The 13,742-nt window shown below is 56.1% G+C and carries 14 protein-coding genes; 11 read left to right on the top strand and 3 right to left on the bottom strand.

From position 1 onward, the window contains the following. Nucleotides 1-117 precede the first annotated feature (117 nt). The 6 genes from FDK21_RS14640 (at nucleotide 118) to FDK21_RS14615 (ending at nucleotide 6,098) form a co-directional block, all read left to right on the top strand. Complete coding sequence (locus FDK21_RS14640; RefSeq protein ID WP_114010030.1) at nucleotides 118-933, top strand: DeoR/GlpR family DNA-binding transcription regulator; 816 nt, start codon at nucleotides 118-120, stop codon at nucleotides 931-933. Beyond that, nucleotides 930-2,003 carry an ABC transporter ATP-binding protein gene (locus FDK21_RS14635; protein ID WP_138149390.1) on the top strand — a complete coding sequence of 358 codons (1,074 nt, stop codon included), beginning with the start codon at nucleotides 930-932 and terminating at the stop codon, nucleotides 2,001-2,003. Before FDK21_RS14640 ends, FDK21_RS14635 begins: the two co-directional genes overlap by 4 nt. 140 nt (nucleotides 2,004-2,143) lie before the next feature. Next, entirely contained in the window at nucleotides 2,144-3,424 is a 1,281-nt protein-coding gene (locus FDK21_RS14630; protein ID WP_138149388.1) for an ABC transporter substrate-binding protein, read from the top strand. Nucleotides 3,425-3,496: 72 nt separating this feature from the next. Continuing rightward, nucleotides 3,497-4,366 (top strand): sugar ABC transporter permease, encoded by an 870-nt coding sequence (locus tag FDK21_RS14625; RefSeq protein WP_138149386.1) that lies wholly within the window; start codon nucleotides 3,497-3,499, stop codon nucleotides 4,364-4,366. An 11-nt stretch (nucleotides 4,367-4,377) separates the two neighbouring features. Then, nucleotides 4,378-5,196 carry a carbohydrate ABC transporter permease gene (locus tag FDK21_RS14620; protein ID WP_114010434.1) on the top strand — a complete coding sequence of 273 codons (819 nt, stop codon included), beginning with the start codon at nucleotides 4,378-4,380 and terminating at the stop codon, nucleotides 5,194-5,196. A gap of 80 nt (nucleotides 5,197-5,276) precedes the next feature. Further along, nucleotides 5,277-6,098 (top strand): sugar phosphate isomerase/epimerase family protein, encoded by an 822-nt coding sequence (locus FDK21_RS14615; protein ID WP_157967692.1) that lies wholly within the window; start codon nucleotides 5,277-5,279, stop codon nucleotides 6,096-6,098. 115 nt (nucleotides 6,099-6,213) lie between these two features. Here FDK21_RS14615 and FDK21_RS14610 read toward each other — a convergent pair whose 3' ends face one another. Together FDK21_RS14610 and FDK21_RS14605 are read right to left on the bottom strand one after the other, a co-directional pair. Next, the gene (locus FDK21_RS14610) at nucleotides 6,214-7,548 is read right to left on the bottom strand and encodes an MFS transporter (RefSeq protein ID WP_138149382.1); all 1,335 of its coding nucleotides are present in this window, start codon (nucleotides 7,546-7,548) and stop codon (nucleotides 6,214-6,216) included. A 26-nt stretch (nucleotides 7,549-7,574) separates the two neighbouring features. Continuing rightward, on the bottom strand, nucleotides 7,575-7,868 hold the full coding sequence (locus tag FDK21_RS14605; protein ID WP_114010435.1) for a metal-sensing transcriptional repressor: 294 nt from the start codon (nucleotides 7,866-7,868) through the stop codon (nucleotides 7,575-7,577). 409 nt (nucleotides 7,869-8,277) lie between these two features. Here FDK21_RS14605 and FDK21_RS14600 point away from each other — a divergent pair, with 409 nt between their 5' ends. The 4 genes from FDK21_RS14600 to FDK21_RS14585 all read left to right on the top strand — a co-directional run bounded on the left by FDK21_RS14600 (nucleotide 8,278) and on the right by FDK21_RS14585 (nucleotide 12,450). Then, entirely contained in the window at nucleotides 8,278-10,170 is a 1,893-nt protein-coding gene (locus FDK21_RS14600; protein WP_138149380.1) for an acyl-CoA synthetase, read from the top strand. A 285-nt stretch (nucleotides 10,171-10,455) separates the two neighbouring features. Continuing rightward, on the top strand, nucleotides 10,456-11,244 hold the full coding sequence (locus FDK21_RS14595) for an ABC transporter ATP-binding protein (RefSeq protein ID WP_138149378.1): 789 nt from the start codon (nucleotides 10,456-10,458) through the stop codon (nucleotides 11,242-11,244). Continuing rightward, a complete protein-coding gene (locus FDK21_RS14590) occupies nucleotides 11,245-11,874 on the top strand; it encodes an energy-coupling factor transporter transmembrane component T (protein WP_114010038.1) in 630 nt (209 codons plus the stop codon). A gap of 30 nt (nucleotides 11,875-11,904) precedes the next feature. Further along, entirely contained in the window at nucleotides 11,905-12,450 is a 546-nt protein-coding gene (locus tag FDK21_RS14585; protein ID WP_114010039.1) for a biotin transporter BioY, read from the top strand. A gap of 85 nt (nucleotides 12,451-12,535) precedes the next feature. Here FDK21_RS14585 and FDK21_RS14580 read toward each other — a convergent pair whose 3' ends face one another. After that, complete coding sequence (locus tag FDK21_RS14580) at nucleotides 12,536-12,952, bottom strand: gamma-glutamylcyclotransferase family protein (protein WP_210238790.1); 417 nt, start codon at nucleotides 12,950-12,952, stop codon at nucleotides 12,536-12,538. 50 nt (nucleotides 12,953-13,002) lie between these two features. Between FDK21_RS14580 and FDK21_RS14575 the strand changes: the two genes are divergently transcribed. Continuing rightward, on the top strand, nucleotides 13,003-13,467 hold the full coding sequence (locus FDK21_RS14575; RefSeq protein ID WP_114010040.1) for a GNAT family N-acetyltransferase: 465 nt from the start codon (nucleotides 13,003-13,005) through the stop codon (nucleotides 13,465-13,467). The last annotated feature ends 275 nt before the right edge of the window (nucleotides 13,468-13,742 follow it).

Below are 13,742 nucleotides of genomic sequence, written 5' to 3'. Positions count from 1 at the left end.
GTAAAACGGATTTCATTTGAATGTCATACAACGTTCAAATGGCTGATACATTCCGCTCCTAATTTGCCCCCAACGCAAGACTGGCCTGTCAAAGAGCCATGGTTGGTGTGGGGAGCAATGAAGCAATATAGCGATCGACAGCTGCAAATCATCAAGACGGTGACCGAGAGCGGTTTTTCTGCGATCGAGGCCCTGTCGGAGCATTTCAGCGTCTCCACCCAGACCATCCGCCGCGATGTCAATGCGCTGTGCGAGCATGGAGAACTGCGCCGGGTCTGGGGAGGCGTAGAGCCGCCACCTGTCAGCGGCAATCTGCTCTATGCCAAGCGCCGGATTCTCAATGTCCGCGCCAAACGTCAGATCGCCGCAGAAGTCGCCCGCCACATCCCCGATGGCAGCTCCATTGCCTTGTCCATTGGCACAACGCCGGAAATGGTGATTGAGGCGTTGCAAGAGCGGGCCAATCTCAAGATTTTCACCAACAATCTCAACGTTGCCATGCAGGCCAGCGCCCGCCATGACTGGTCGGTAACCATCGCCGGTGGTCAGGTGCGGGCCGGTGACCGGGATATCTTGGGCAGTGAAGTCGAGGCCTTCTTCGATCGCTTTGAGGTTGATTTCGGCATTTTCGGCGTCGCTGGCGTCAGCCCCGATGGCGGCCTGCTCGACTTTTCCGAAGCCGAGGTCGGCGCAAGGCGGGCGATCCTCAAAAATTGCCGCACGTCTGTCCTCGTCATGGATCACTCCAAACTTGGTCGCGCTGCCCATATGCGCGGTGGCAATCTGTCGGAGGTTGACTGCCTCTTTTGCGACAAGCCGTTGCCCGATCATTTTGCCGCCAGCCTCGGAAGCGCCCGGGTGATCATCGCTCCGGCGTTTGAGTCAGATGGGGCAGATCTTGGCAACACACCCCGTGAAGGGACGTCTCAATGACTGCTATCCATCCCGCCCATCACGGTCGCGCCATCTCACTGGAAGGCATTTGCAAGGTCTGGGACCAGACGGTCGCCCTCGACCATGTCGATATTCACGTGCCCGCTGGATCTTTCACCGCCTTGCTGGGGCCATCGGGCTGCGGCAAATCCACCTTGCTGCGGATCATTGCCGGTCTGGAACAGGCAACCGAAGGCACTGTGCGGATCGGCGAGGAAGATGTCACCCGTCGCCCACCAGACAAGCGCGACCTGTCGATGGTCTTCCAGTCCTATGCCCTCTTTCCCCATTTGAATGTGGCGGAAAATATCATTTTCGGCCTCAAAACCCGCAAGGAACCAAAGGCCCAGCGAGCCGAAAAGCTCGAAGCCGTGGCCGAACTGATGGGGCTGAGTGCGTTGCTGGATCGCAAGCCCGGCGCTCTGTCAGGCGGTCAGCAACAGCGGGTCGCCTTGGCCCGTGCGGTGATTGCCGAACGGTCTATCTGTCTGATGGATGAGCCTTTGTCTAACCTTGACGCCAAACTGCGCCATGACATGCGGCTGGAACTGCGCGCCCTGCAGCAAAAGCTTGGCTTCACCATGGTCTATGTCACCCATGATCAGGCCGAAGCCATCACCATGGCTGATCAGGTGGTTCTGTTGAATGCGGGCCGGGTCGAGCAGATCGACACACCACGCGCCCTTTATGAGCAGCCACGCACCACCTTTGCCGCCCGTTTCATTGGCACGCCCCCCATGAGCCTGTTTGAAGCCGAAGCGCTGGGAGCGCTTGGGGCGTCGCTGACCAAAGACACCAAAGCCGATCTGCTGGTCGGCCTGCGCCCCGAAGCCATTGCTCCTGATGCTGATGGTCCACTAACGGGCATCATCGAAAGCGTCGAATACATGGGCGCTGACACCATGCTGGGCTGCCGCATCGGCTCAGAGATCTTGCTCGTGCGCGCTTCAGGCCGGGCCGATTTTACCCCCGGTTCCAGCCTTGCTCTTTCTTTCGCGTCAGACGATCTGGCCCTGTTCGACAAAGCCACAGGCGCCCGTTTTGACCCGTCCTATCCGCTGGAGGCCTAGCCTTCACGACAACAAGGATCGAGGCGCCGCCGCCTCGCTCTCACCCCGGTCTTTTCACATTTGAACCCATCCATTCCGCGCTTGTCCCGCTGATCTATTGCGTTTGCGGACGGCGCCAGACAGACAGAAGGTCCATATTCATGGCTAGCCAATTTCTGAAATCTGCCTTTGTTGCTGCTCTTCTTTCCGCCACCGCTGCGCCTGCATGGGCAGTGGATCTGGAATTCTATTTCCCGGTTGCTGTCGGTGGCAAAGCCGCTGACACCATCGAGTCTCTGACCGCTGACTATGTCAAAGCCAACCCGGACGTGAAAATCGACGCCATCTATGCAGGCGGCTACAACGACGCCCTGTCGAAAGCCATGACCGCAGCTCGCGGTGGCAATCCTCCGCAGCTTTCCGTTTTGCTGTCGGCTGAAATGTTCACCCTGATCGACGAAGACCTGATCGAGCCATTCGACGCTTATGTCTCTGAAGACGAGAAAAAGTCCTGGTTCGGCGCTTTCTATCCGGCCTTCATGGAAAATAGCCAGACCGGCGGCAAGACCTGGGGCATTCCCTTCCAGCGCTCCACCCCGGTCATGTATTGGAACAAGGAAGCCTTCAAGGAAGCCGGCCTTGACCCAGACCATGCGCCTGCCAACTGGGACGAGCTGGTCGAGATCTCCAAAAAGCTGGTCAAGAAAGATGCCGCAGGCAATGTCACCCAGTGGGGCGTGCGCATTCCATCCGAAGGCTTCCCTTACTGGCTGTTCCAGGGTCTCTCCACCCCGGCTGGTGCCATCCTTGCCAATGCCGATGGCAACAAGACCAACTTTGATGACCCGAAAGTCATCGAAGCCACCCAGTTCCTCGTCGATCTGTCGAAGAAATATGGCGTGATGCAGGAAGGGGCGATCGCTTGGGGCCCAACCCCGAAAGCCTTCTTTGAGCGCGAAGCGGCCATCGTCTGGACTACCACCGGCAACCTGACCAACATGCGCGAGAATGCTCCGTTCGACTTCGGTGTCGGCTTCCTGCCAAAGAAAGAGCGCTTCGGTGCGCCGACTGGTGGCGGCAACTTTGTGCTGTTCAAGGAAGCCTCCCAAGAGCAGAAAAAAGCCGCTGTTGACTTTGTGAAATGGATCACCGCCCCGGAACAGGCCGCCAAATGGTCCATGGCCACCGGCTATGTTGCCCCACGCGCCGACGCTTGGGAAACCGACGCCATGAAGCAATATGTCAAGGATTTCCCGCAGGCCGCCGTGGCCCGCGATCAGCTGCAATATGCCGTGGCCGAGTTGTCCACCTATGAGAACCGCAAGGTCACCTCGATCCTCAATGACGCCCTGTCGGCTGCCATTGCCGGGGAAAAGACCCCTCAAGAAGCGCTCAAAGAAGCGCAGGAAAAAGCGGAAGCCATTCTGAAGAACTACCGCTAATCTCCACACCTAGCGCGAGGGGAGGGCAGGCAGACGCCTCCCCCTCGCATTTTGTTATTCCAGAGGGCTCTCATGCGACGGGAATGGATCTACGCGCTTTTGCTGTTGTTGCCAGCGATGATTTTGCTGATGGGGTTTACCCATATTCCGGCAATCGAAACCATCATTGACAGCTTTTACTCCACCCCGCGCGGCCGACGGGCGGCTCGCTTTGTCGAGCTGGAAAATTATCGCACCTTGCTCGCCGACGATGTCTTCCTTCGCGCTTTCTGGAACAATCTGATCTATGCGGCGGTCACCATTCCCGCCTCGATCATCATCTCGCTGGGTATGGCCCTATTTGTCCATAGCCGCATTCGCGGGCTGTCCTTCCTGCGGATGGCCTATTTTACGCCGACTGTGCTGCCTTTGATTGCAGTCGCCAATATCTGGCTGTTTTTCTATACACCCGGTTTCGGCCTGATCGACCAGATCCGCGGTCTGTTCGACCTGCCGCCACAAAACTGGATGGGTCAGACCGACACCGCGCTCTACACCATGATTGCGGTTGCGGTCTGGAAAGAGGCGGGCTTCTTCATGATCTTCTATCTCGCGGCCCTGCAGACCATCCCGACGCCCTTGCGTGAAGCCGCCAAACTGGAAGGCGCGGGCCGCTGGACCTTTTTCCGCCGGGTGACCCTGCCGCTGATCATGCCAACCACAGTCTTCATATCGGTCAATGCAGTGATCAATTCGGTGCGTCTCGTCGACCATATCTTCGTCATGACCGAAGGCGGCCCGAACAACGCCTCCAAGCTGTTGCTCTATTATGTTTTTGAAGTGGCCTTTCAGTTCTGGGACACCGCCTATGCCAGCACGCTAACGGTCGTCATTCTGGGCATGCTGTCGCTGCTGGCCATCGGGCAATTCTTCTTTCTCGACAAGAGGGTGCATTACAAATGACCGGCTATGACATGACTGTGGCTGATCGCCTTGACCGCGCCCTGTTCACCATCGGCGCTTGGATGCTCGCGCTTCTCTGGATATTGCCGTTGATCTATGCGATCTGGACGGCGTTCCATCCGGCAGCCTATGAGGTCAATTTCGACCTTACGGCACCGCTGACCCTTGAAAATTTCCCCAAGGCTTGGGTGCAAGCCCCTTTCGCACGCTATTTCCTCAACACCATCATCCTTGTGCTGATGATTTTGGCGGGCCAATTGGTGCTGGGCACCTGTGCGGCCTATGCCTTTGCCCGGCTGTCCTTTCCCGGCCGCAATGTCCTGTTTGCGCTGGTGCTGGTGCAGTTGATGGTGATGCCTGACATTTTGCTGGTTGAAAACTACCAAACCATGCGGATGCTCGGTCTGGTCGACACCATTCTGGCGATTGGCCTGCCCTATATGGCTTCAGGCTTTTGCATTTTCCTGCTGCGCCAAACCTTCATGACCATCCCCAAGGAACTGGATGACGCCGCCCGGATCGAAGGGGAAGGGGTCATCGGCACGATGCTTCGGGTTTATGTGCCTTTGGCCAAGCCCACATATCTGGCTTTTGGTCTAGTCTCTGTTTCCGCCCACTGGAATAATTTCGTCTGGCCCCTTATCATCACCAACTCCGTGGAGACCCGACCACTGACTGTCGGTCTTTCCATTTTCTCAACCGCTGATTCTGGCCTCGAATGGTCGGTCATCAATGCTGCAACCTTGATGACCTCCGGCCCGTTGCTGATCGGCTTTCTGTTGTTCCAACGCCAGTTTGTCCAAAGCTTCATGCGGGCCGGGATCAAATAAACCGCTCTCGCTCCTTTCCCCCAAGCAGAGGCGGGAGCGGTGGTGCCTCCCTCACGCTCCGCCAGTCAAAGGAAACCGAAATGTCATACTTGCCTATTCTGGGTGCCGCGCTGAAATATGATCACGTCGATGCGCTCAAGGACTGGATTTTCGAGAAGAATCGCGCCCTCGAATTGCAGGATTTCTGCATGGTGGAGGTGGTTGATGACGAGCAAGACGATCTGATCACTGCCTATAAAACCTTGCTCGATGGCTATGAAGGCGAGTTTGGCATTCACGGTCCGTTTTTCAGCCTCGATCTGGCGGCTACCGATCCGTTGATCCAGAATGTCGTACAGGTGCGCCTGCTTGATGCCCTGAATAAATGCGAAAAACTCGGGGCGACTCATATGGTTGTCCATAGCCCCTTCACCTTCTGGCATTCGCTCAATTTTGCCAATTTTGGTTTTCTTCACGAGACCATGTTCGAGGCAGCGAAAACCATTCTTGAGCCAGTGCTGAACCGGGCCGAAAATATCGGCTGCACCTTGATGCTGGAAAATTGCGACGATGCTCACCCGGCCTACCGCAATCAGCTGGTGATGCATATGAACAGCCCGAATTTCAAGGTGTCGATTGATACCGGCCATGCCCAACTGGCCCATGGTCAATATAAAGCCCCTCCGGTCACCGACTTCATCACCATGGCAGGTGAATTGCTCGGCCATGTCCATTTGCAGGATGCAGATGGCTATGCTGATCGCCATTGGCATCCGGGCGAGGGCACCTTGCCATGGGGCGCAATCTTCAACACTTTGGCCAAAATCAATGCAAGCCCGCGTTTGCTGCTCGAAGTGAGGGACCGCGAGCATATGCTGCCCGCAACGGTCAAGCGCCTCGAAGACCTCAATTTGGCGCAATAAGTCCAAATCCTTGCCAATGAAAAAAAGGTGGCGCAGATCTCTCTGCGCCGCCTTTTTTTTGCTCGCCACCATTTGCTGATCCTTACGACGCTTGAGCCGCTTTGGATCATCAAAATCACGCTTTCATATGCGGCCATTGCATATGGTGATCGTCAATCACGAAAATATGGGCGTGACCATGGGCATGATCGATATCCTGCAAATGCGGATGATTGTCCGGCAGGTCCGGATGGGTATGGTAGGGTGAACGCATGGCGCCAGCGGGCCAGAGTTGGCGGGCGATGATCAGGCTGACAAAGCCGATCACTGACAGCACCAAACTTGCCACTCCGACACCAAAGCTCGTCTGCAAGAAACCGGCAAGCGGGTAGCAAGTCAGCCAGCAGGCATGGGAAAGCGCGAACTGGGCGGCATAGATAGCCGGGCGATCCTCCTCATGGGAAGAGCGTTGCAACAAGCGTCCCGATGGGGTCAGGACCGCCGAATAACCCGCCCCAATCAGGAACCAGCAGACCAGCATCACACCCCAGACAAACAGTCCCGTCCATGCGGCAACGCCAAGTGAGCTGAGGGCCAGAACCATCGCACCCGCACCGCTCAGCATCGCCACCCGGTCAGGGATGACATCGAGCAAGCGCGGCAGGATCAGCGCCATCACCATCGATCCAAGCCCGAAAGCGCCGATGGTGAAGGGCAGATAGATCTCATCAAGGCCCAACACCGCCTGCACCAGCACCACACTGTTGACCAACACCATCGCCCCGATGGATGCCACCACCATGCACAAAGCCAACAGGCCTTGCAGCCGCGGTGTCTTGAGATAAATCTTGATGCCGCGGGTCGTCCGCTCATAGATCGAGCGGCGCTTGCTGTCTCTCTTGGGTTTGGGCAGAGCAACCGACAGGATCAACAGGCCAGAACCGATAAAGCCGATGGCCGTGCCGTAGAACAGCTCATGATAGCTCGCCACCAGCAGAACCAGTGCCGCCAGAGTCGGGGTGATGATGCTTTCCATGTCATAGGCCAGCCGCGACAGGGATAGCGCACGCGTATAGTCTTTCTCTTCGGGCAGAATGTCAGGCAGCGTTGCCTGAAAGGTCGGGGTGAAGGCGGCCGAGGCAGCTTGCATCAGGAAAATCAGTACGAAGATCTGCCAGACTTCACCAACAAAGGGCAAAAGGCAGGCGACCACCGCCCGAATGCAGTCTAGCCCGACCAGCAGCTTACGCCGGGGGACAAAGCCTGCAAAGGCCCCGGCAATTGGCGCGATGCCCACATAGGCCACCATCTTAATGCCAAACACGGCGCCCAGCACCATCGAGGCATCACCACCAGTCAGGTCATAGGCCAACAGGCCAAGCGCGACGGTGGAAAGCCCCGTGCCCAACAGGGCAACGATCTGGGCTGAAAACATATGTCGAAAGGCTCTGTTCTGCAGAATTTTGAGCATGGCTAACTGTATCGCTCTCGGCGTTGTCAGAGATATTTTGCAATCAGTTTGAAGTCGGCAAGGGTTGCCGCGCGCATGGTCTCATCCTCGGCCACGCTTCCCTCAAGGCAATGGTCGATATGATCCTGTATCAATTGCCGTTTGGCATTGGTGATCGCCTTTTCAACAGCATGCAGCTGCTGGGCAATATCGGCGCAGCCCTGATGCTTTTCGATCATGTCGATGACATGAGCAAGATGACCGGAGGCGCGCTTGAGGCGCTTGGCAATGGCCGGATGACTGGCATGCTTGTGCAGCGCTATTGATTCATTGATGGTCATGATCCGGCTTTCCTGCGCCATTGGGTACATATCGATGCCATAACGGAGACATTTCAGTGTCTATGGACTGGCATTGTGTGGATGACTTTCTCCAATTATATCCTCCGGGGGAGGATACGTAAAGGCTAACCATTGCCAAACGACTCCAATTGGATCAGCTACTCTCGTGGTTCTTGTTGGCGAGGAGGTGACCTGAGGGAAGGCCGAAATTGCGCCATTTTGGAAAGGGCAGATAGGGAATCAAACAATTGTTAGTTTAATACCAAAGTCTCTCTCCATCTTACGTAACGTTAATTGCTATAGTGCCAATTGAGGAATCGGTGCCTTGCCCTGTTAGGTTTGCCTGCCTATTTTCAAATAACAAAAAGGCAACCAGCCAATAACAAGCGCGCCCATTGGGAGGAAAAGAATGGTTACTTTTGCCACGCGAGAGAGCGTTCTCGCGATCGAAGAGGAAATGCCATATGAGGAGCGGGGCGTCGCGCGATCAATTTATGAACGCCTGTCACGCACAGAGGCAGACTATCCAGACAGTCCCGCGATCAGCTTTCAGCTCTTTTCAGGACCAACGGACAAGGCCGAGACCCTGACATGGCGCGAGGTCAAGGCCAAGGTCACTCAGACCGCCAATCTCCTGCGCCAGTTGGGCATTGGTGAGAAGGATGTGATTGCCTATGCCCTGCCAAACTGCAACGAAGCCTATCTGACGATGCTGGCGGGCATGGTTGCTGGCGTCGTCAATCCGATCAATCCATTGCTGGAAACCGAACAGATTGCAGCCATCCTGCGCGAAACCGACGCTCGGGTCGTCGTGACCCTGAAGGCATTTCCGCAGTCGGATGTGGCTCAGAAGGTGGCAGAAGCGGTCAAGCATGCTCCCCGTGTGCACACGGTGCTCGAAGTGGATCTGTTGCACTATATGACGGGCATCAAGAGGGTCATCGTGCCACTGATCCGTCCGAGAAATCCCGGCGCCAAAGGGCATCATGCGGATGTGTTCAACTTCAACCGCGAAATTGCCAAACAGCCCTCAGACGCTTTGACCTTTGAAGACAATCTCGAAGATCGTGTTGCTGCCTACTTCCATACCGGCGGCACCACCGGCATGCCGAAAGTGGCCCAGCATACCGCATCGGGCATGATGTATAACGGCTGGCTTGGCAGTGCATTGTTGTTCAAGCGTGAGGACAATGTGTTGTGTCCTCTGCCTTTGTTCCATGTTTTCGCCTGCCATGTGATCTGCATGTCGACCCTGTCGTCAGGATCGCATGTCGTTTTCCCGACGCCGAAGGGTTATCGCGGTGACGGGGTATTTGACAATTTATGGAAGCTGATCGAGCGCTGGAAAATCTCTTTTATCATCACTGTACCAACCGCAGTATCTGCCATGATGCAAAGGCCGGTGGATGCGGATATCTCCTCCGTTCGAATGGCCTTTTCCGGCTCGGCGCCCTTGCCACTGGAACTCTATCGGCGGTTTGAAGCGGCAACCGGTGTCGGCATCATCGAGGGCTATGGCCTGACAGAAGCCACCTGTCTGGTTTCCTGCAATCCGATTGTCGGGAAAAAGAAAGTAGGCTCCGTCGGCTTGCCATTTCCCTACACCACGGTGAAAATTCTCGAACACACCAAGGAAGGCCCGGTTGAACTTGCAACCGATGAGGTGGGTGAGATCTGTATCGATAATCCCGGTGTCTTCACGGGGTCGACCTACACCGAGGCCGACAAGAACCATAATCTGTTCCACCACGATATCTATTTGCGGACCGGCGATTTGGGACGCATCGATGAGGACGGCTATCTCTGGATCACCGGTCGCGCCAAGGATCTGATCATTCGCGGCGGTCACAATATCGACCCCGCCGAAATCGAGGAAGCACTCGCCGGGCATCCTGCCGTGGCGATGGTCGGAGCCATCGGCCAGCCCGACAGCCATTCGGGCGAATTGCCTTGTGCCTATCTTGAACTGGTATCAGGCGCAAAGGTCGATAAGGATGAATTGATGGCCTATGCCAAGCGCCATATCCATGAGCGGGCCGCCATTCCCAAATATGTCGAGATCTTGCCTGAATTGCCGAAAACGGCTGTTGGCAAAGTCTTCAAACCGGATTTGCGCAAGCTGGCCATTACCCGCGTCTATGACGAGGTGCTGGCTAAGAATGACCTCAAGACCCGCGTCGTATCTGTCATCGAGGACAAGAAGCGCGGACTGGTCGCCCAGCTTGAGCGTAACGCGGACATTGATGAGAGCAAATTGACCAATATTCTGGGCCAGTTCACCCAGCCGTGGGAGTGGCAATAAGGCCGCCAAAAGACCGGGAATCTAACAGTTGTTAGATTGCAGTTGATGTAAGTCAAGCATTGCAAGTTCAACCAAAGGAGGGGTGACTGCCCCTCCTTTGCTGTTTTCTGCGGTTTTTGGCGGTTGCTTGCCCCAAATTCGCGGTGTTTTCTCCACAAACCGGGCCTTTTGGATGGTTCGGGTTACTGGTTTTTACTGTAAAATCCCGGTATTACCTTGGCCAACTTTCGTAGGGCCCTTGCCCTCCAGCAGCGGAGTGGAACCATCGCTGACAAGATCATCGATATGAACAACCCACGCAAGAGCGATGGCATCGTTATATCAGGCCTGTCCCACACTCTCGACGGACAACCTTTTTACCAGAATCTGTCCCTGACCCTGACCGAGCAACGCATCGGTCTGATCGGGCGCAACGGTTCGGGAAAGTCCACATTGTCCCGGATGATCTGTGGCCTGACCGAGCCGAGTGAAGGTGAAATCTTCATCCACGGCGTCAACGTCTTCAAGGATCGCAAGGAAGCCATCCGTACCATTGGCCTGATCTTTCAGAACCCCGATCATCAGATCATCTTCCCAACCGTTGAGGAAGAGGTCGCCTTTGGTCTGGAAAGCCTGCTTGGTGACAAGAAAGCCGCCCGCCAAAAGGCCCGCGCCTTTTTGAAAGCCTTTGGCCGTGAAGACTGGGCCGAGCGTGGCACCTACACCCTGTCGCAAGGCCAGCGGCATCTGGTCTGCCTGATGGCGGTTCTGGCAATGGAGCCAAAGGCTATCCTGCTTGATGAGCCCTTTGCTGGCCTCGATTGGCCGACCTCACGCCGCCTGTTCAACTGGCTGACCAGTCTTGAGCAGCAATTGGTTCTTGTTACCCATGATATCAATCATCTGAAGGACTTCGACCGCATCCTCTGGCTTGAAAAGGGGCAACTGGTCGGTGATGGCCACCCGTCGGACATTTTGCCTGCCTATCATGACGCTATGGAAGCGTTGGTGCATGATGAAGATCCCTTCGCTGGCGAAGCCAAATTTGACCTTGGCGCCATGCCGGCCTTGGCTGCAGTCGGTGAGGGGGCTTAAATGCTTGCGCTGACTGTCGAGACCAAGACATGGCTGCATCGGATTCCGGTTCCTCTGAAACTGGCCATCCTGTGTGCGCTGACATTGGTGATCATGCCGCTGACCCAATGGCAGCCTGCTGTGGCGGCGACAATGGCGGTCGCCTCGCTATATCTCTCTGCCGGGCTGAAATTCGCCCGGATTGGTTTGACCCGCCTGAAGCCGATTGTCTATTTGCTCGTGGTGATTTTTGTCTATCATGTGGTCACAAGCCGCACCGAAGCGGGCCTAGCCATCAGTCTGAAACTGTTCGCCACCGTCGGTCTGGCCAATCTGGTCACCATGACCTCACGGCTCGATGACATGATGCAGGTGGTCGAAACCCTGACCGCACCGTTGAAATTCGTTGGGTTGCCTCCCCGTGCCTTTGGCTTTGCCATGGGACTGGTGATCCGTTTCACCCCGGTTTTCCTCGAAAAAGGCAAGCTGCTCAGTGAAGCCTGGCGTGCGCGCTCGGCCAAAGGGGTCAGCCCCAGATTGCTTGTCCCTCTCGCCCTTGGGGCGCTGGATGATGCCGATCGGGTGGCCGAGGCCATCAAGGCGCGCGGCGGACTGGTCCAAGCTCCGCAAGACTCAAAGAACAAAGTTTGAATTCTCCTCGTTATAAGGAACCTTCCCATTATGGAAAGACAACTGACATTCATCGCTCTCTTTACTGCCCTGATTGCGGCCCTCGGCTTCCTGCCTAGCTTCATGCTGCCATTTGGCGTGCCAATCACGGCGCAGAATCTTGGCGTCATGCTCGCCGGTGCCGTTCTTGGGGCCCGTCGTGGTGCCTTGTCCGTTTTGCTGTTCCTCGCACTGGTCGCCATGGGCCTGCCACTTCTGGCTGGTGGTCGCGGTGGTCTTGGCGTGTTCGCCTCACCAACCGTTGGCTTCGTTGTTGGCTTCCCGATTGCCGCCTTTGTCACCGGCCTGATTGTTGAGAAATGGAAGGCAGGCAATCTGTTTGTTGTTGGCACCGCCGCCAGCATCATCGGCTGCATTGTGGTTCTTTATGCTTTCGGGATCTTTGGTCTGGCCAAGATGATCGACAAGTCTCTCCTGGAGGCCACCCAGCTTTGCCTGGTTTACATTCCGGGCGACGTGATCAAGGCCGTTGTTGCCGGTGTTGTGGTTGAAGCCATTGCCCGCGCGCGTCCGGCAGCTCTGCTGTCCCGTGGCTAAGCGACGACACGCATAGCGATAAAGTGAAAAGGCCCTCGTCACGGACGGGGGCCTTTTTCTGTTCCAGTCTTGTGTAGAGTGGCTGTCAGATGCCTTTGTGAGCGAGAAAATCACCGTCGGCAATCCGTTCCAGCCCCTCAACCGAATAGCGATACAAATAGATCCAGCATCGCATCGTTTGCCCATTGGTCAGCGTCACCGGCAACAAGCAGCGTTCATATTCGTAAGGTTCTTCATAGGCCGGGCCAATGCCTTCATAATCATCAAGCTCTGGCAGGGTAACGTCCGGCGATTGCAACTGGAACACATCGCCCACGACCAGATCTTCGGGATGATCGGACGCCACAACGCCGGGATAATAATCGATCCGATAAAGCTTGCCTTGAAAATGGGCCTCACCCAGATACGAGGCCGATCCGGACAGAAGGGCCGACATTTTCCCTTTGGCCTCATAGCGCAATGTGCCATAGACGAACAAAAAACAGTCCTGTTTGTCTTTCAAAGCATCTTCCTCTTTTGTCTCTCAATTCATAACCAGAAAGATATTTCCTCATGTATAGCGCAGCCCTGGCAGATCACAAATCCGCAATAGCTGCCATTACACGGTGGTTTGAGGCGGAATGGCCCAGCTGGTACGGTCCTGATGGTCCCGGTGATGCAGCTGCCGATCTTGAGAGTTGGTGTGATGAAACCGCCCTGCCGGTTGCCCGCATCGCGCTCGATGAGGCGGGGCATGTGATCGGCATCGCCGCATTGAAGACTGACGGGCTGGGGGAGGAGTTCGGCTTCAGCCCCTTTCTCTCTGCAATGTATGTTCTTCCCCAATATCGGGGATCTGGTGCAGGAACCCTGCTGACCGGGGCCATCGCTGAAGTCGCAAAAATGCACGGCTACGACATGCTTTATGCCACGACAGATGGTGCGCGCGGGTTGCTCTTGCGTCTGGGATGGAACGAAACCGGGTTTCGGTCGCTTTCGGATCGGGGCCCGCTTGCGATCCTTTCCAAGGCCCTGTAGGACAGGTGAGCAAAGGGATGCGTCAAGGCGCGGGGGCCGGTCCACTGCTGCAACATCCCGTTTGAGCTGCCATGCGGGAAATTTGTTGTCCAAGGGCACGAAAAACTGCTTACTTTCCACCCTGAATGGTTTATTTTATGGGTGAAAATAAATTGCCGCCTGTCGCACGCGGCCAAGCCCCCCCTTGGCCGCAAGACATGCAGCAGCCCTGCTTGAGTCTCGACAGGATCACGGCCGCCAAGTCTGCCAATGTCCTACCCCGTCCGTGGCTCAAG

The organism is Cohaesibacter sp. CAU 1516 (assembly GCF_005771485.1).
In the GTDB taxonomy this organism is placed as follows: Bacteria; Pseudomonadota; Alphaproteobacteria; order Rhizobiales; family Cohaesibacteraceae; genus Cohaesibacter; species Cohaesibacter intestini.
Note: the sequence above shows the minus strand (reverse complement) of the source record. Positions and strands in the feature narration are given on the sequence as shown.